General features: G+C 66.2%; 19 protein-coding genes. 5 read left to right on the forward strand and 14 right to left on the reverse strand.

Going from position 1 to position 15,660, the window contains the following annotated elements:
* Positions 1-121 precede the first annotated feature (121 nt).
* Together AQ619_RS09020 and AQ619_RS09025 are read left to right on the forward strand one after the other, a co-directional pair.
* Entirely contained in the window at positions 122-1,183 is a 1,062-nt protein-coding gene (locus tag AQ619_RS09020) for a GGDEF domain-containing protein (RefSeq protein WP_062146512.1), read from the forward strand.
* A 196-nt stretch (positions 1,184-1,379) separates the two neighbouring features.
* The gene (locus AQ619_RS09025; protein ID WP_062146514.1) at positions 1,380-2,183 is read left to right on the forward strand and encodes an enoyl-CoA hydratase/isomerase; all 804 of its coding nucleotides are present in this window, start codon (positions 1,380-1,382) and stop codon (positions 2,181-2,183) included.
* On the opposite strand, the gene AQ619_RS09030 is transcribed toward AQ619_RS09025, so the two are convergent.
* From AQ619_RS09030 to AQ619_RS09090, 13 genes are read right to left on the reverse strand one after another with little or no spacing between them, the layout of a single operon-like run.
* Positions 2,170-2,574, reverse strand: a complete 405-nt coding sequence (locus AQ619_RS09030) for an ACT domain-containing protein (RefSeq protein WP_062146516.1) — start codon at positions 2,572-2,574, stop codon at positions 2,170-2,172. The two genes, AQ619_RS09025 and AQ619_RS09030, sit on opposite strands and share 14 nt — an antisense overlap.
* Positions 2,571-2,975, reverse strand: coding sequence for a DUF6165 family protein (locus tag AQ619_RS09035; RefSeq protein WP_062146518.1), 405 nt, complete (start codon positions 2,973-2,975; stop codon positions 2,571-2,573). Before AQ619_RS09035 ends, AQ619_RS09030 begins: the two co-directional genes overlap by 4 nt.
* A gap of 16 nt (positions 2,976-2,991) precedes the next feature.
* A complete protein-coding gene (locus tag AQ619_RS09040) occupies positions 2,992-3,963 on the reverse strand; it encodes a glycosyltransferase family 9 protein (RefSeq protein ID WP_062146521.1) in 972 nt (323 codons plus the stop codon).
* Between the two features lie 31 nt (positions 3,964-3,994).
* A complete protein-coding gene (locus AQ619_RS09045; RefSeq protein WP_062146523.1) occupies positions 3,995-4,402 on the reverse strand; it encodes a HesB/IscA family protein in 408 nt (135 codons plus the stop codon).
* Positions 4,403-4,416: 14 nt separating this feature from the next.
* A complete protein-coding gene (locus AQ619_RS09050; RefSeq protein ID WP_062146525.1) occupies positions 4,417-4,773 on the reverse strand; it encodes an SUF system Fe-S cluster assembly protein in 357 nt (118 codons plus the stop codon).
* Between the two features lie 7 nt (positions 4,774-4,780).
* Positions 4,781-6,007, reverse strand: a complete 1,227-nt coding sequence (locus tag AQ619_RS09055; RefSeq protein ID WP_062146527.1) for an aminotransferase class V-fold PLP-dependent enzyme — start codon at positions 6,005-6,007, stop codon at positions 4,781-4,783.
* Entirely contained in the window at positions 6,007-7,044 is a 1,038-nt protein-coding gene (sufD, locus tag AQ619_RS09060) for a Fe-S cluster assembly protein SufD (protein ID WP_062146529.1), read from the reverse strand. Before sufD ends, AQ619_RS09055 begins: the two co-directional genes overlap by 1 nt.
* On the reverse strand, positions 7,041-7,790 hold the full coding sequence (sufC, locus tag AQ619_RS09065; protein WP_062146531.1) for a Fe-S cluster assembly ATPase SufC: 750 nt from the start codon (positions 7,788-7,790) through the stop codon (positions 7,041-7,043). Before sufC ends, sufD begins: the two co-directional genes overlap by 4 nt.
* On the reverse strand, positions 7,783-8,085 hold the full coding sequence (locus tag AQ619_RS09070) for a hypothetical protein (protein ID WP_062146533.1): 303 nt from the start codon (positions 8,083-8,085) through the stop codon (positions 7,783-7,785). Before AQ619_RS09070 ends, sufC begins: the two co-directional genes overlap by 8 nt.
* On the reverse strand, positions 8,082-8,444 hold the full coding sequence (locus tag AQ619_RS09075) for a VOC family protein (protein WP_236849439.1): 363 nt from the start codon (positions 8,442-8,444) through the stop codon (positions 8,082-8,084). The genes AQ619_RS09070 and AQ619_RS09075 overlap by 4 nt, the downstream gene beginning before the upstream one ends.
* Positions 8,444-9,913 carry a Fe-S cluster assembly protein SufB gene (gene sufB / locus AQ619_RS09080; protein WP_062146535.1) on the reverse strand — a complete coding sequence of 490 codons (1,470 nt, stop codon included), beginning with the start codon at positions 9,911-9,913 and terminating at the stop codon, positions 8,444-8,446. Before sufB ends, AQ619_RS09075 begins: the two co-directional genes overlap by 1 nt.
* Positions 9,913-11,052, reverse strand: coding sequence for a cysteine desulfurase family protein (locus AQ619_RS09085; RefSeq protein ID WP_166504194.1), 1,140 nt, complete (start codon positions 11,050-11,052; stop codon positions 9,913-9,915). Before AQ619_RS09085 ends, sufB begins: the two co-directional genes overlap by 1 nt.
* A complete protein-coding gene (locus AQ619_RS09090) occupies positions 11,049-11,507 on the reverse strand; it encodes an Rrf2 family transcriptional regulator (RefSeq protein WP_062146538.1) in 459 nt (152 codons plus the stop codon). Before AQ619_RS09090 ends, AQ619_RS09085 begins: the two co-directional genes overlap by 4 nt.
* 184 nt (positions 11,508-11,691) lie before the next feature.
* On the opposite strand from AQ619_RS09090, the gene AQ619_RS09095 reads away from it, so the two are divergent.
* A complete protein-coding gene (locus tag AQ619_RS09095) occupies positions 11,692-12,342 on the forward strand; it encodes an alpha/beta hydrolase (protein ID WP_062146540.1) in 651 nt (216 codons plus the stop codon).
* A 37-nt stretch (positions 12,343-12,379) separates the two neighbouring features.
* Here the strand turns inward: AQ619_RS09095 and AQ619_RS09100 are convergent, their stop codons facing one another.
* Complete coding sequence (locus AQ619_RS09100; protein ID WP_062146542.1) at positions 12,380-13,483, reverse strand: anhydro-N-acetylmuramic acid kinase; 1,104 nt, start codon at positions 13,481-13,483, stop codon at positions 12,380-12,382.
* 187 nt (positions 13,484-13,670) lie between these two features.
* On the opposite strand from AQ619_RS09100, the gene tyrS reads away from it, so the two are divergent.
* On the forward strand, positions 13,671-14,999 hold the full coding sequence (gene tyrS / locus AQ619_RS09105) for a tyrosine--tRNA ligase (RefSeq protein WP_174515177.1): 1,329 nt from the start codon (positions 13,671-13,673) through the stop codon (positions 14,997-14,999).
* 65 nt (positions 15,000-15,064) lie between these two features.
* Positions 15,065-15,526, forward strand: a complete 462-nt coding sequence (locus tag AQ619_RS09110; RefSeq protein ID WP_062146546.1) for a peroxiredoxin — start codon at positions 15,065-15,067, stop codon at positions 15,524-15,526.
* The last annotated feature ends 134 nt before the right edge of the window (positions 15,527-15,660 follow it).

Here is a 15,660-nt window from a genome sequence, read left to right on the forward strand (position 1 = left end):
GGCGTGAAGCGCAAGAGAACCTTGTTCGCTCTTAACCGCTCGTTTGAACTCTCAGGGCTAGAGTGCTGCTCCAAGCGCTCGGCATTCCCGCTACGGGAAGACGCCGACTGGGGAAGAAAAGATGTCGGACGTCGAAACTACGCTGCGCGGGCCCGAGGCCTACAAGATTGCGCGACGCGCTCTGGACCTCATGGAACGCCATCAGGTCTGGCCTACCGCATTGAATTTCGAACTCTGGACCCACTTTGTTGCGGACCCGGACGGCGCTCTTGCGCGTGAACTCACCCGGCTGATTTCGCTTGGCGAGCCGATGACCGAGATCATCAGCGAAGAGCTCGCAGCGGCCTATCTTCCCAAGGCCCGCCTTAACGAACAGATCCGCGACGCCGGTGACCTGCTCAGCAAGGAACTGGCCTCGGTCTCGCAGGCCATCCAGAACGCCCAGAAATCCAACGCCGCCTTCGGCAAGCAGCTGGATGGGGCGACCAAGGACCTCAATGCCAACGCCGATGTCGGGGCCATCAAGTCGGTGGTGACCAGCCTGGCCCAGGCTACGCGGCGGGTCCACAAGGAGAACCAGTCGCTCGAGGCCCGCTTGGCCGAATCGACGGCCGAGGTCGATCGCCTGCGCGAACACCTCGAACAGGTCCGACGGGATGCCACGACGGACGGCCTGACCAACCTCGCCAACCGCAAGGCCTTCGACGAGGAGCTCGACCGGGCCTGCGCCGAAGGTGATGAGGCGGGCTCCAGCCTGTGCCTGGCCGTGCTCGACATCGACCATTTCAAGGGCTTCAACGACACCTGGGGCCACCAGACCGGTGACCAGGTCATCCGTTATGTCGCTTCGGTGATCGGCCGCGTCGCCGCCATGCCGCGCTTCGCCGCCCGCTACGGCGGCGAGGAGTTCGCCATGATCTTCCCGCGGGAATCGGCTGCGATCGTTGCCAGCTGCCTTGAGGAAATCCGGGTTGAAGTCTCGTCGCGGACTCTCAAGCGCCGCTCGACCAATGAGGATCTGGGCACGATCACCATCTCGTCCGGCTTTGCCGAACGCGCTCGCGACGAAAGCAGCCATTCCCTGATGGAACGCGCTGACGCAGCGCTCTACGCCTCCAAGCGCAGTGGCCGCAACAAGGTCAGCTCGGCCGCCGATGCTGCTGCCTCGGCCAACGCCGCCTAGGCTTCTCAGACCAAATCCATCGAAGAGCGCCGCCGTTTTCGCGAACGGCGGCGTTTTCGTGTGAAATTCCCTCTGGCCTTCCGCCGGGTCAGGGGCGCCTAGCTAGGCCCCAAGAGCGCAAAGAGCATTGCAGCCCAACCGGGCAGCCGGCTTGGGCGACCGCCATGCGCCAGAATGAATGCCTTGGGAGGACGCCATGGACTATCAGAAAATCCGCCTGACGGCCGAGAACGGCGTCGCCACGATCACCCTGGCCGACCCGACCACTTTGAACGCAGCCAGCCTCGACCTGGCGCGCGAAATCACCCACGCCCTCGCGGCCATCGCCCATGGCAAGATCGAGGCACGGGCCCTGGTCATCACTGGCGAAGGCCGGGGCTTCTGCTCCGGGGCCAATCTGTCAGGCGGCGGGCCCGCCGCCCGGGAACTGGACGTCGATGGCAAGCCTGACGCAGGCTCAGCGCTGGAGACCGTCTACAATCCGATGATGACGGCGCTGCGCGACTTTCCCTATCCGATCGTCACGGCTGTCAATGGGGCCGCCGCCGGCGTCGGCTGCTCGCTGGCCCTGATGGGCGACATGATTGTCGCCGGTGAGAGCGGCTATTTCCTGCAGGCTTTCCGACGTATCGGCCTGGTGCCCGACGGCGGCTCGACCTATCTGCTGCCGCGCCTGGTCGGCAAGGCCCGGGCCATGGAAATGATGCTGCTGGGCGACAGGATCCCGGCCACCAAGGCGCTCGAATGGGGCCTGGTCAACCGCTGTGTACCCGATGGCGAGTTGATGGCCACGGCAACCACCATCGCCCGGGAACTGGCCAACGGCCCGGTGGCCCTGGGAGCGATCCGCAAGCTGGTCTGGGACAGCCTCGACGCCGACTGGAACGGCCAACTGCACGCCGAGCGCAAGGCGCAAAAGTTCGCCGGCAAGACCGAGGACTTCATCGAAGGCGTCAGCGCCTTCCTGCAGAAGCGCGTCGCTCAGTTCAAGGGGCGCTAGAGCTTGTCTGCAGGTCCTGCAGGATCCGCAGGGCCGCTTCGGCCTGCTCGGCCGGCACAAGGACATGGTCGTGGCGAAGGGCCGCGACCATGTTGCAGGCGATCCCGGCTTCCGCCAGGGCCGAGGCCACCGCAGCCGTAAGGCCGACCCCGTCCAGGGCTGAATAGACATTCAGGGTGATCAGCCGCATGGGGTCAGCGACGGAAAATCCCTCTGCCTCGGCTTGGTCGCGGTCAAGGATCAGGCTGACGCCCTCGGCCTCGCGAAACATGCCCAGGGGCTGATGCCTGGCCCAATCCTCGTCGGCGGCGCAGAAGACCAACTGGCCAGGCTGGAGGCTGGGCGAGAGCCCGGCCAGCATGGCCTGACGGTCCCGGACGGTCTCGGTCATGCGCCGGTGGCGTCAAGATAGGGCTTGTAGCTCTTCTCCTCGACGATCTCTGACCCGGCCGCAGCATTGATCGCGCGCTTGATGGCGGCCCTCTGGTCATTCTCAATATAGACCCGGCGCGCCAGGGCCACGAAGTCCGGTCCAAAGTCCTGGCGGCGCTCGCAATCGCGCTTGCCGTCCTCCACGTCCCAGAGCGCGGCATTCACGGCCGTCAGCTCGCCGGTCAGACGCTCGATTTCAGCGCTGGCCGGAAGATGCGAGGCCGCTGTCGCCTCCAGCAGGGCCAACTCCTTGCGGACATTGGCTTCCTTGGCCGGATCGCCGATCCGCTGGGCCTTGACCCGCAGGATGGTGATCTTGTCGATCAGTTCGCCGGCCGAGATCGGCGCAAGGATAGGCATGGGGCAACTCCGCAATTCAGGCCCGTGCCATCAACCTCGACAGCGCCGCCTCAACCGCTTCGCTGGGGAGAGCGGCCATGGCGTCTCCGTAGTCCTCCGCGACCAGCATCTCAAGTCGGGCGGCGGCCGGACGGAACTTTACCGCCTTGCGGGCGTCCTTCTGCAGGGACAACAGCGGCGCGCCACCAGCCGCCAGCATGTGGCCCGGACCTGCATCATTGGCGACAGCCGCACAGAGACGACCGGCCAGGGCGATGACCAGAAGCGGTCCCTTCACATGCGGAAAGGCGTCGGTGCGGTCGCGCTCGGGGAAGCGCGCATTGGGAAGTTCGGCCCGGGCCCGGGCGGCATCCTCGACCTCGTCGGGTCCAAAGAAGAACACCGGCGTCGCGCCGATCTGCTCCAGATGGCTGGCGAGCGCGATATAGCGATCCAGTGGCCAGCGCTTCTCCTGACCGCCCGCGCCCGGGGCCAGACCGACATAGGCCTGTCCATCGGGGAGCAGGGCCCGGGCAGCGGCCAGGGCGTCGGCCTGGGCCAGGGTGATCGGTCGCGGCGCGCCCTGCCCGTCGGTCGCCAGGGACAGCAGCCTCGCCAGACGGTCAGTCACGGCCTGCGGCCAGTCCTTGCCACGCGCCAGCCGCGCTGCGGAGATGAAGCGTCCCGCAGCGGCCCGCCGGGCCACGACGCTGCGGCGGAGGTTTTCCTGGGTGTCGATGACCAGATCGAACCGGCGACCGCCAAAAGGCCGGGCCCAGGGCAGCAGGTCGCGCAGCCGCGCGCCGGTCACGTCCTTGGACAGGATCTCGTCGACATAGCCCTCGACGACCGCCTTCAGGGGCCCCGAATAGACGGTTTCGCCCTTGGCGGCGCACCAGCTGATGGCGGCATCGGGGAAGGCAGCCCGCAGGCCGGCTATGAAGGGCAGCTTGATCAGCCCGTCACCGATCACCTCACCCATTGAATAGACCAGGATCGACTTGACCATGGTCTGGATTAGGCCGTCGGCGGCCTCGGGGTCAATCGGCGGCCTCGACCGCAGGCTGGATCGTCACGCTCTCGCCGCAGCCGCAGGCGTCGGTCTCGTTGGGATTGTTGAACACGAACTTCGCCGACAGCTTGGTGGTTTCATAGTCGATCGTCGTGCCGATCAGGAACAGCACCGCCTTGGGGTCGATCAGGATGGTGACGTCCTTGTCCTCGACCACCTCGTCCAGCGGGTTCTTCTCGAGGGCATAGTCGAAGATGTATTCCGAACCCGCGCAACCACCGTTCTTTACGCCGACCCGCAGCCCGGCATAGGGCTTGTCGGGCTCCTCGAGCGCCTTGCGGGCCATGATCTCCTTCACGCGCGCCGCCGCCGCATCGGTCAGGGTAACGACCTTGGGACGGGGCCGACGAACGCGGGGGGTGATGGCGGTTTCCATGGGTTTCGAACCGATCAGAACATGTTCAGTTGCAGCTTGGCCTCGTCGCTCATCCGCGACGGATCCCAGGCCGGGTCGAAGACGAGGTCGACGGTGCAGGACTTGAGACCCGGGATTTCCATCACCGCATCGCGCACCCAGCCCGGCATCTCGCCGGCCACCGGGCAGCCCGGCGCGGTCAGGGTCATGTCGATGGCCACGTCCTTGTCGTCGCTGACATCGACTTTGTAGATCAGGCCGAGCTCATAGATGTCGACCGGGATTTCCGGGTCATAGACCGACTTCAGCTTCTCGATCAGCAGATCGGTCAGCTTGGCCAGCTCTTCCTTGGGCAGGGCTGAGGCGGTCTCGGGAACGGCAGCGTCGGTCATGAAGGGCTCAACTGAAGAAACGGCGGGCCTTGGCCAGAGCGTCCACGAACGCATCGGCCTCGGCCTCGGTGTTATATAGGGCGAAGGACGCACGGGCGCTCGACGTGACGCCAAAGCGGCGCATCAGGGGCTCGGCGCAATGGGTGCCGGCCCGCACGGCCACGCCGTAACGGTCCAGCACCTGGGCGATGTCATGAGCGTGGGTGCCCTCGATGGTGAAGGACAGGACGGCCCCCTTGCCCGGTGCATCGCCCAGGATCTTCAGCCCGTTGACGCCCCGCAGCTGCTCGGCGACCCGTTCGTAGAGCGCATGCTCGTGGGCGAAGATGGCATCGCGATCCAGGCCGTTGAGCCATGCAATCGCTGCGCCCAGGCCGACGGCCTCGAGGATGGCCGGCGTGCCGGCCTCGAAGCGATGCGGCGGGTCGGCATAGGTAATGACGTCCATCGACACCGAGCCGATCATCTCGCCGCCGCCCTGATAGGGCGGTAGGGCGGCCAGTCGCTCAGCCTTGCTGTAGAGCACGCCGATGCCGGTGGGGCCGTAGAGCTTGTGGCCAGAGAAGACGTAGTAGTCGACGTCCAGGGCCTTCACATCAACCTTGGAGTGGACCACGCCCTGGCAGCCGTCGATCAGCACCTGGGCCCCGGCCGCATGGGCCAGACGGACGATCTCGGGCACATCATTGACCGTGCCCAGCACGTTCGACATCTGGGTCAGAGCGACCATCTTGGTGCGCTCGGACAGCAGGCCCCGATAGGCCTCCATGTCGAGCTGACCGTCGTCCAGGACCGGCACGAACTTCAGGACCACGCCCTGGCGCTCGCGGAGGAAGTGCCAGGGCACGATATTGGCGTGGTGCTCCATCTCGGAGATGACGATCTCGTCCCCGGCCTTCAGCGACTGGCCGAAGGTCGCCGCCACCAGGTTCACCGCCTCGGTCGCACTCTTGGTCCAGACGATTTCGGTCGGTTCGGCATTGATGAACTTCGCGACCGTTTCCCGAGCCGCCTCATAAGCTTCCGTCGTTTCATTGGCCAGGGTGTGCAGGCCGCGATGGACATTGGCATAGGAGGTGCGGGCGAGACCCATCATGGCGTCCAGCACCGCGTCGGGCTTCTGGGCGCTGGCGGCGCTGTCCAGATAGATCAGCGGCTTGCCGTGCACGGTCCGTTGCAGGATCGGGAACTGGGTGCGGATCGCCTCGACATCGAAGGGGGCATCGAACGCCATCAGGTCGCGCTCCGTCCGAGCCGCTGGGCGACCCAGGCGCGGGCCACATCGCGGGTGGCGTCATGCTCGATGCGCTCGACCACCTCACCCACGAAGGCTTCGGTCAGCATGGCGCGGGCTTCCAGCTCGGGTATGCCGCGCTGCCGGGCATAGAAGATCGCCTGCTCGTCCAGGGCCCCGATGGTGTTGCCGTGGGCGCAGGAGACGTCGTCGGCGAAGATCAGCAGCTCGGGCTTGGCGTCGACCTCGGCCCGGTCCGACAGGATCAGGGCGTGGTGACCCATGCGGGCGTCGGTCTGATCAGCGCCGGGCTGGACGATGATCCGGCCCTGGAACACGCCACGCGCCTGGTCGGCGACCATACCCTTGGTCAGCTGCGAGGTTACGCCGTCGACGCCGCCATGAGTGACCTGGGTGGTCAGGTCGGCGTGGCGCTGCCCGTCCAGCAGATAGATCCCGTCGAGGCGCAGCTCGGCATGGGCACCGGGATGGGCGACGCGGGTCTCGAGACGCTGGCGACGGGCACCGGAGGTCAGGATGGTTTGCGTATAGGTGGCACCAGGCGCCAGGGCGACGTCGGCCGTGCTCACCGTCACGGCATCGGCCAGGTCGTCGACAAGGACGATCCGCTCCAGACGAGCGCCTTCGCCAACCGAGAGGTCGAGACCGATATTGGCCAGATAGCCGCCCGCCCCCTGCCCTTCATAGCTTTCCAGCAGGGTCAGGGTCTGGCCGGGCGCGACTGTCACCGCAAACTCGGCGTCATGCGCAGTGGCGTCGGCGTGGGATACGAACCGCAAAGCCAACACCCCGGCCTCGGGTGCCGGCTCGCCTTCACGCACCCATCCATTGACGATCAGGACCGTAGCGTCGGCCAGCGCGTCGAACGGACCCGCGCCGACGTCGCCGAGAAACGCCGGCGACTCAGCCGGGATGGTCCGGATCAGCCCGCGCAGGTCCGTCCAGCGCCAGTCCTCGTCGCGGCGCGAGGGCAGACGGCTGGCGTCTCCGGTCTTCAGGGCGAGGGCCAGGCTCATGCCGCGGCGCTCGCATACTTGTCGTAGCCTTCGGCTTCCAGCTGCAGCGCCAGCTCCGGACCGCCCGAGGCGACGATGCGGCCGGCGGCCAGCACGTGGACGCGGTCGGGTTTGATATAGTCCAGCAGGCGCTGATAGTGAGTGATCACCAGCATACCGCGCTCGGGAGAGCGCAGGGCGTTGACCCCCTCGGAGACGATCTTCAGGGCGTCGATGTCAAGGCCGCTGTCGGTCTCGTCCAGGATCAGGAACCTCGGCGACAGCATCGCCATCTGGAAGATTTCCATCCGCTTCTTCTCGCCGCCCGAGAAGCCGACATTCAGGCCGCGCTTGAGCATCTCGAAGTCGATCTTCAGCGAGGCGGCCTTCTCCTTGGCCAGCTTCAGGAAGGCCGGCGCGGCGATCTCGTCCTCGCCCCGCGCACGGCGCTGGGCGTTGAGGGCGGTGCGGATGAAGGTCAGGGCCGGAACGCCCGGGATTTCAAGCGGATACTGGAAGGACAGGAACAGGCCCTTGGCGGCCCGCTCATTGGCGTCCAGGGCCAGCAGGTCCTCGCCATTGAGGCTGGCCGAACCCTCGGTGACCTCATAGCCGCCGCGGCCGGTCAGCACATAGGACAGGGTCGACTTGCCCGCCCCGTTCGGCCCCATGATGGCGTGCACCTCGCCGGCCGGCACGTCCAGGGTGACGCCCTTCAGGATGGCCTTGTCTTCGACGCGGGCGTGGAGGTTCTGGATGTTAAGCATTGAAAGCCGTAATCTTTTCGAGCGTCTGGATAGCGAAGGTGGTCGGCTTGCCGGTCAGGGCCGGGGCTTCCCATTCGTGTTCGGGGCTATAGGCGGCGAGTTTCAGAAGTTCAGTCAGCAGCGCGCGCTCGGCTGCGGCATCAGCATTGCCTTTCGCCAGCAGCTTGGCGCAGCGGTCGATCAGCGGGGCCTCGTCGCCATACGGATTGATCCACGTGCCGTGCGCCGCCTGATAGGCCAGCTGGCGCGCGTACTTGTATTCCTTGTCGTTCAGACCGAAGCGGACGGGGATCATGTCACGGGCTCCAGCAACTCAATCCGGTTGCCAAAGGGATCGTCCACATAGATGCGGTCGTAGCCTTCGAGCGGTTCATCGTCCCGCAGCACGTAGCCGCCGTCCCGAAGCAAAGCCTTCAGCGTCTGAAGATCGGAGACCAGCAGCCCCGGATGTGCCTTGAGGGCGGGGTGGAAGTCGGCCTCGACGCCAAGATGGATCTTGAGCGCCCCGCGCTCAAACCAGCAGCCGCCGCGCGCGGCGAGTTTCGGCGGCTTGGGAGTCTCGGGTAGACCAAGCACATCGCCATAGAAGGCGCGCGCAGCGGCTTCACCACCGGCGGGCATGGCCAACTGAACATGGTCGATCGCCAACAGCATCAGCCGACCGAGCCTTCCAGCGAGATCGCGACCAGCTTCTGAGCCTCGACCGCGAACTCCATCGGCAGCTGCTGCAGGACGTCCTTGACGAAACCGTTGACCAGCAGGGCCACGGCCTCTTCCTGCGAAAGGCCGCGCTGCTGGCAATAGAACAGCTGGTCGTCCGACAGTCGTGTGGTCGTGGCCTCGTGTTCGAAGACGGTCTGGCCGTTGCGGGCCTCGATATAGGGAATGGTGTGGGCCGCGCAGGTCTTGCCGATCAGCAAGGAGTCGCACTGGGTGAAGTTGCGGGCACCCTTGGCCTTGGGGTGGGCGCTGACCAGGCCGCGATAGGTGCTGGTCGACTTGCCGGCGCTGATGCCCTTGGCGACGATCCGCGAGCGGGTATTGGCGCCCAGATGGATCATCTTGGTGCCGGTGTCGGCCTGCTGATGGCCGTTGGTCACGGCGATCGAATAGAACTCGCCCGATGAGCCCTCGCCGCGCAGCACGCAGGACGGATATTTCCAGGTCACGGCCGAGCCGGTCTCAACCTGGGTCCACGACACCTTGGAGCGGTCGCCCCGGCAGTCGGCGCGCTTGGTGACGAAGTTGAAGATGCCGCCCTTGCCGGTTTCCGGATCGCCCGGATACCAGTTCTGCACCGTCGAATATTTGATCTCGGCGTCGTCCAGCAAAACCAGCTCGACCACGGCGGCATGCAGCTGGTTCTCGTCACGCATCGGGGCCGTGCAGCCCTCCAGATACGAGCAATAGGCACCCTTGTCGGCGATGATCAGGGTGCGCTCGAACTGGCCGCTGTCCTTGGCGTTGATGCGGAAATAGGTCGACAGCTCCATCGGGCAGCGCACGCCCGGCGGGATGTAGACGAAGGATCCGTCGCTGAAGACCGCGCTGTTCAGGCAGGCAAAATAGTTGTCCGAGGTCGGCACCACCGAGCCAAGATACTGCTTCACCAGATCGCCGTGCTCGCGGATCGCCTCGCTCATCGAGCAGAAGATCACCCCGACCGCCGCCAGTTCCTTCTTGAAGGTGGTGACGACGCTGACGCTGTCGAATACGGCGTCGACCGCATAGCGCGGGGCACCTTCAACGCCGGCCAGAACTTCCTGCTCTTTCAGCGGGATGCCCAGCTTTGCGTAGACGGCGAGGATCTCGGGATCGACCTCGTCCAGGCTCTTGGGCCCCTCCTTGGTCTTGGGGGCCGCGTAATAGTAGGAGTCCTGGTAGTCGATCTTGGGATAGCTGACCTTGGCCCAGTCCGGCTCTTCCAGCTCAAGCCAGCGACGATAGGCCTCCAGACGCCAGTCCAGCATCCACTGCGGCTCGTCCTTCTTGGCCGAGATGAAGCGCACGATGTCCTCGGAGAGCCCCTTGGGGGCAAACTCCTGATCGATTTCGGTGGTGAAGCCGTGCTCGTATTTCTCAAGCGAGGCAACGGCTTCGACGGTTTCTTTAACTGCGGCCACTATGCCACCTCCCGGCGCCGGGCGCCGATACGCTTCCAGGCGGCGATCCAGGCGTCGCCGCATTTGATCCAGTCGTCTTCCGTGCTCGCCCAGCCGCCGCTGACTCGCAGGGCGAAGGGGGCCAGGTCGGAACGGCCCATGGCCTCCACCACGCGGCTGGCCTTGACCTTGCCCGACGAGCAGGCACTGCCGGCACTGGCCATCACGCCGGCCAGATCCAGGTTCATCACCTGGATCTCGGAGCCGAAGCCCTCGCCGGCAAAGCACAGGGTCTGGGGCAGGCGATGTGCTGCCTCCCCGAGCACGACAGCGCCTTCAGCCCTGACGCGTTCCGCCAGGGCGTCGCGCCATGGGGCTTGTTCGGCCATCGCGGCAAGGTCGCGCGACGCCGCGTCGGCGGCCGCGCCGAAGGCGGCTATGCCCGCGACATTCTCGGTGCCGGCCCGACGTCCCCGCTCCTGTCCGCCGCCGTGCTGACGACGATGCAAGGTGGCGCGGGTGCCGGCGACCAGGGCGCCGACGCCCTGCGGGCCGCCCAGCTTGTGGGCCGACAGGGCCATGGTGTCCGCACCGAGGGCGGAAAAATCGATGGCGATCTTGCCGGCGGCCTGCACCGCATCGACATGCAGCCAGCCGTCGGCCGCGCGCACCAGGGCGGCGGCTTCGGCGACCGGCTGGATGACCCCGGTCTCGTTATTGGCCAGCATCAGGCAGACCAGGGCGCGACCGGGGGCCTTCAGGTCAGCTTCCAGCCAAGGCAGGTGCGCGACCCCATTGGCATCGACCGGCCAGGTCTCGACCGGCAGGCCGCTGGCCTTGGCGGTTTCGACAACCGCGTCATGCTCGGTCGCGCCGACGATGATCCGGGCGAAACCACTGGCCCGGGCGCTCTCGATGGCCAGGGCATTGGCCTCGGTGCCGCCACAGACAAAGGTGACCGAGCCCGCCGGCACGCCGACCAGGGCGGCGACCCGGGCGCGTGCCCCTTCGACGACATCGCGGGCCGCGCGACCGGCGGCGTGGACCGAGGAGGGATTGGCCGGCACCTCGAGGGCGCGTAGCAGCGCCGCGCGCGCTTCCGGACGGATTGGGGCGGTCGCGTTGTAGTCGAGATAGGTCGAGGCGCGGGTCAGGGTCACTCCGCCGCGATCTCCAGAGGCCCGGGACGCAGACGGCCCTGCAGCACGTCGGCCACCGAGACCGAAGCCAGATAGCCATGGATCTGCCGGCCCATCTCCTCCCAGAGGTCATGGGTCATGCAGCGCTCGCCGCCGGCCATGCAGCCCTTAGGGCCGCCCTTGGTCAGGCCGCAGCGGGTGGCCCGGAGCGGTTCGTCGACCGCCAGGACAATGTCGGAAATCAGGGTCGTCTCGGCCCCCTGGGCCAGGCGATAGCCGCCGCCGGGGCCACGGGCGCTCTTGACCAGACCCTTGCGGCGCAGGCGGGCAAATAGCTGTTCCAGATAGGACAGGGAGATCTGCTGACGGGCAGCGATCTCGGCCAGCGCGACGGCGCGCCCCTCCCCTTCGTCCTGGCGCTTGGCCAGGTCGGTCATGGCCATGACGGCGTATCGTCCCTTGGTGCTCAGGCGCATGCGCCTTACTCCTTGCAGATTCCGCGCGCATCGGCTTTTGCGTGTGCTACAAGCCGCGACTTCGCGCCGGACCCCAGGGTCCGCGTCGCTGGTTGGATTTAGGAAGACCAAGCGCAGTGGTCAAGTATTCCATCGGTCGAAAGACCCGGAATCGTCCGCCGCTTGTCGAAACGATGGGGTCGATATGCCTGATGTGATTTTGACTGGCGCGTCCGGACGGATCGAAGGTCGCTACTCGCCGGGCAAGACGGAATCCGCGCCGATCGCGCTGATCCTGCACCCGCACCCGAAGGCCGGCGGCCACATGAACCATCCGGTTTCGGTGCAGCTCTATCACCTGTTCATGAAGCGCGGCTTCGCGACCCTGCGCTTCAATTTCCGCGGCGTGGGTCGCAGCCAGGGCGAGTTCGACGCCGGCATCGGCGAGCTGGCCGACGCGGCCACCGCGCTAGACTGGCTGCAGACCTCCAACCCGGCCGCCAGCCAGACCTGGGTCGCCGGCTTCGATTTCGGGGCCTATATCGGCATGCAGCTGCTGATGCGCCGCCCGGAGACGGACGGCTTCATCAGCGTCTCGCCGCCGACCAACATGTACGATTTCAGCTTCCTGGCCCCCTGCCCGGCTTCTGGCCTGTTCCTGACCGGCTCGGCTGACAGCATCACCCCGCCGGTGGAAGTCGAGCGCGTGGTGTCGAAGCTGCGCACCCAGAAGGGCATCGTCATCGACTACGAGGTCATCGACAAGGCCAGCCACTTCTGGACCGAGCACCTGCCCTTCGTGGAAAAGAGCGTCGGCGACTATCTGGACAAGCGGATCGAGATGAACCCGATCTGATCCTACAAAGGCCTCCCTTCGGGGAGGCCTTTTTCGTTCAGGGCTGAACGATCCGGCCGCCGGTCATCGGCGCAGCGACACCGGTGGTTCCCGGAAAACTGATCGGCAGACCCCGGGCGGTGCGGGCGGCCAGAAAGGCGAAGGCCTCGGCCTCGATCGCATCGCCGCGCCAGCCCACGGCCTCGGCCGTCTTGACCGGCACCGGCACACGGGCAGCCAGTACCCGCATGATCTCCGGATTATGCCGACCGCCACCGCAGACAATCAGGGCGCTCGGCCGCGCGCCCTTGTCGAAGGCCTTGACCACGGCCTCGGCCGTGAAGGCCACCAGGGTGGCTGCCGCATCTTCAGCCGAGAGCCGCTCGACGGCATCGAGGCTGAAGTCATAGCGGTCCAGAGACTTGGGGGCCGGCGCGTCGAAATAGGTTCCCGACAGCAAGGCTCGCAAAGCGGTCTCGTCCACGGTCCCGGCGGCGGCCAGGCGGCCGTCCTCATCGAAACGGCCCAGGCCCCGCCCCTGCAGCAGCAGGTCGATCATGCCATTGCCAGGCCCGGTATCGAAAGCCAGCAGGGTGCCCTCGGCATCGATCAGGGTGATGTTGGCGACCCCACCGATATTGAGCGCCGCAACGGGGGCGTCGAGGCCGCAGGCTCGCGCGCGGGCAGCGTGATAGATCGGGGCGAGCGGCGCGCCTTCTCCGCCGGCCGCCACGTCGGCGGTGCGAAAATCAAAGGCTACCGGGCGACCACTGCCGGTGGCCAGTCTCTGGGCGTCCAGCAGCTGAACGGTGCGACCGATCCGGTCCGGCTGGGGGCGCTCGTGCAGCACGGTCTGGCCGTGCACGCCCAGCAGGTCGAAATCATTCCAGGCCAGGCCATGCCCGGCGATGAACCGCTCGGCGGCGTAGAGATGCTCGTCGGCGACGGCCCGCCTGGCGTCGTCAAAGATGGCCGGCTCGGGCTCGCCGCGCGGCCAGGCCCGGGCCTGGTCTGTCGCCGCCAACAGCAGATCACGGGTCGCCTCGCGGAGCTTGCTTTCACCGGCCGGGCCGAAGGCCTGGATGGTCTCGCCGTCGGTCTCCAGCACCGCCATGTCGACGGCGTCGAGCGAGGTGCCGGTCATGAATCCCAGGATGCGCATGGCCGTTGACTGCCATGCCGGCGGGCCTGTAGCTAGACCCCATGATCGTCGTCCGCCTCCCCGTCCGCGCCTATTACCGCCCGCTGAAATAGCGGGAGGCCGGCCTGACACGTCGATGCGCCCCCGCCCTGCCGGGATCGCGTCTCATCAGATCAAAGCGCTCCGGCCCCATCCGGAGACTGACCTTATGAAACCCTCGTCACATCCGGCCCCGCCCGTGCTAGACGGCGCGTCGTCAGAATTAGAGAGTCGAGCCATGTCCGCCCCCGCCGCCTTCAAGTCGGAATTCCTTCAGACCCTCCAGGCCCGCGGCTATATCCACCAGATCACCCATCCGGACGAGCTGGACGCCGCCGCGACCTCCGGCGTCGTGACGGCCTATATCGGCTTCGACGCCACCGCGCCGTCCCTGCACGTCGGCTCACTGATCCAGATCATGATGCTGCGTCGCCTGCAGCAGGCCGGCCACAAGCCGATTGTCCTGATGGGCGGCGGCACCACAAAGGTCGGCGACCCGACCGGCAAGGACGAGAGCCGCAAGCTGCTGAGCGATGCCGACATCGCCGCCAACATCGCCGGCATCAAGCAGGTGTTCGCCAAGTTCCTGACCTTCGGCGACGGCCCCACCGATGCGATCATGGTCGACAATGACGTCTGGCTGGCCAAGTTCGGCTACGTCCAGTTCCTGCGCGACTACGGTGTCCATTTCACGGTCAACCGGATGCTGGCCTTCGACTCGGTCAAGCTGCGGCTTGAGCGCGAACAGCCGATGACCTTCCTTGAGTTCAACTACATGCTGATGCAGGCGGTCGACTTCCTGGAACTGAACCGCTCGCATGGCTGCGTGCTGCAGATGGGCGGATCGGATCAGTGGGGCAATATCCTCAACGGCGTCGAGCTGACGCGACGGGTCGACCAGAAGGCCGCCTACGGCCTGACCACGCCCCTGCTCGCCACGGCCTCGGGGGCCAAGATGGGCAAGACCATGTCGGGTGCCGTCTGGCTGAACGCCGAGCAGTTGAGCCCCTATGACTACTGGCAGTTCTGGCGCAACACCGAAGACGCCGACGTCGGGCGCTTCCTGAAGCTGTTCACGGATTTGCCGCTCGAAGAGATCGCGAAGCTTGAAGCCCTGCCGGGAGCCAAGCTGAACGACGCCAAGAAGGTTCTGGCGGACGAGGCCACCCGCATGGCGCATGGTGAAGAGGCCGCACGCTCGGCCCGCGACGCCGCCGAGAAAGCCTTCGAGCAGGGGGTGACCTCCGCCGACCTGCCGACTTTCGAGGTTGCCGCTGCAGACCTGCAGGCCGGGATCGTGCTGGCCAACCTGTTTGCCGACGCCGGCCTGGCCGCATCGCGCGGCGAAGCCCGTCGCCTGGCCCAGGGCGGCGGCGTAAAGGTCAATGACCAGGCCGAGCCCGATGCCAACCGCTTGGTGACGGAGGCCGACCTGATTGACGGTGTCGTCAAGCTGGCAGCCGGCAAGAAGAAGATCGTTCTGATCAAACCGGTCTAAGCTGCGCGCAGTCCCGACTCGCGCGCGCGGGTCGGGTAAAGACCTCGGACTTGTGGAGAGAGACGATGCTGGAAGCTGGCGACAAGGCTCCCGAATTTGACCTGCCGACCGATACGGGCCGCGTCAGCCTCGCGAGCCTGAAGGGCAAGAAGATCGTTCTCTATTTCTACCCCAAGGACGACACTTCGGGCTGCACGTCCGAAGCCCTGCAGTTTTCGTCCGAGGTCGAGGAGTTCGCCAAGGTCGGCGCGGTGATCGTCGGCGTCTCGAAAGACAGTGCCGCCTCACATGCCAAGTTTCGCAAGAAGCATGACCTGACCGTCGAACTCGCCGCCGACACCACAGGTGAGATCGTCGAAACCTACGGTGCCTGGGTCGAGAAGAGCATGTACGGCCGCAAGTACATGGGGATCGACCGCTCGACCTTCCTGATCGACGCTGAAGGCGTCGTTCGCGAAGTCTGGCGCAAGGTAAAGGTGCCGGGTCACATCAAGGCGGTTCTGACCGCCGCCAAGGCGCTCAAATAGCGCCCGGAGTCGCCTGAGGCGGAACCAGGTCCGCGCACCGGTGTTGTATTTGCGCCGCGCCCCTCAGCCAAGTGGCAACAAACCGGACCCCGGACTTGCTGATCCCGTTCAGCTCGCATTAACGATTTGCAGGG

It is taken from the genome of Caulobacter henricii, assembly GCF_001414055.1.
Taxonomy (GTDB): domain Bacteria; phylum Pseudomonadota; class Alphaproteobacteria; order Caulobacterales; family Caulobacteraceae; genus Caulobacter; species Caulobacter henricii.

Coding starts and splice junctions, on each gene's coding strand:
- AQ619_RS09020 (WP_062146512.1), top strand. CDS start 122: ATGTCGGACGTCGAAACTACGCTGCGCGGGCCCGAGGCCTACAAGATT.
- AQ619_RS09025 (WP_062146514.1), top strand. CDS start 1,380: ATGGACTATCAGAAAATCCGCCTGACGGCCGAGAACGGCGTCGCCACG.
- AQ619_RS09030 (WP_062146516.1), bottom strand. CDS start 2,574: ATGACCGAGACCGTCCGGGACCGTCAGGCCATGCTGGCCGGGCTCTCG.
- AQ619_RS09035 (WP_062146518.1), bottom strand. CDS start 2,975: ATGCCTATCCTTGCGCCGATCTCGGCCGGCGAACTGATCGACAAGATC.
- AQ619_RS09040 (WP_062146521.1), bottom strand. CDS start 3,963: ATGGTCAAGTCGATCCTGGTCTATTCAATGGGTGAGGTGATCGGTGAC.
- AQ619_RS09045 (WP_062146523.1), bottom strand. CDS start 4,402: ATGGAAACCGCCATCACCCCCCGCGTTCGTCGGCCCCGTCCCAAGGTC.
- AQ619_RS09050 (WP_062146525.1), bottom strand. CDS start 4,773: ATGACCGACGCTGCCGTTCCCGAGACCGCCTCAGCCCTGCCCAAGGAA.
- AQ619_RS09055 (WP_062146527.1), bottom strand. CDS start 6,007: ATGGCGTTCGATGCCCCCTTCGATGTCGAGGCGATCCGCACCCAGTTC.
- sufD (WP_062146529.1), bottom strand. CDS start 7,044: ATGAGCCTGGCCCTCGCCCTGAAGACCGGAGACGCCAGCCGTCTGCCC.
- sufC (WP_062146531.1), bottom strand. CDS start 7,790: ATGCTTAACATCCAGAACCTCCACGCCCGCGTCGAAGACAAGGCCATC.
- AQ619_RS09070 (WP_062146533.1), bottom strand. CDS start 8,085: ATGATCCCCGTCCGCTTCGGTCTGAACGACAAGGAATACAAGTACGCG.
- AQ619_RS09075 (WP_236849439.1), bottom strand. CDS start 8,444: ATGCTGTTGGCGATCGACCATGTTCAGTTGGCCATGCCCGCCGGTGGT.
- AQ619_RS09090 (WP_062146538.1), bottom strand. CDS start 11,507: ATGCGCCTGAGCACCAAGGGACGATACGCCGTCATGGCCATGACCGAC.
- AQ619_RS09095 (WP_062146540.1), top strand. CDS start 11,692: ATGCCTGATGTGATTTTGACTGGCGCGTCCGGACGGATCGAAGGTCGC.
- AQ619_RS09100 (WP_062146542.1), bottom strand. CDS start 13,483: ATGCGCATCCTGGGATTCATGACCGGCACCTCGCTCGACGCCGTCGAC.
- tyrS (WP_174515177.1), top strand. CDS start 13,671: ATGAAACCCTCGTCACATCCGGCCCCGCCCGTGCTAGACGGCGCGTCG.
- AQ619_RS09110 (WP_062146546.1), top strand. CDS start 15,065: ATGCTGGAAGCTGGCGACAAGGCTCCCGAATTTGACCTGCCGACCGAT.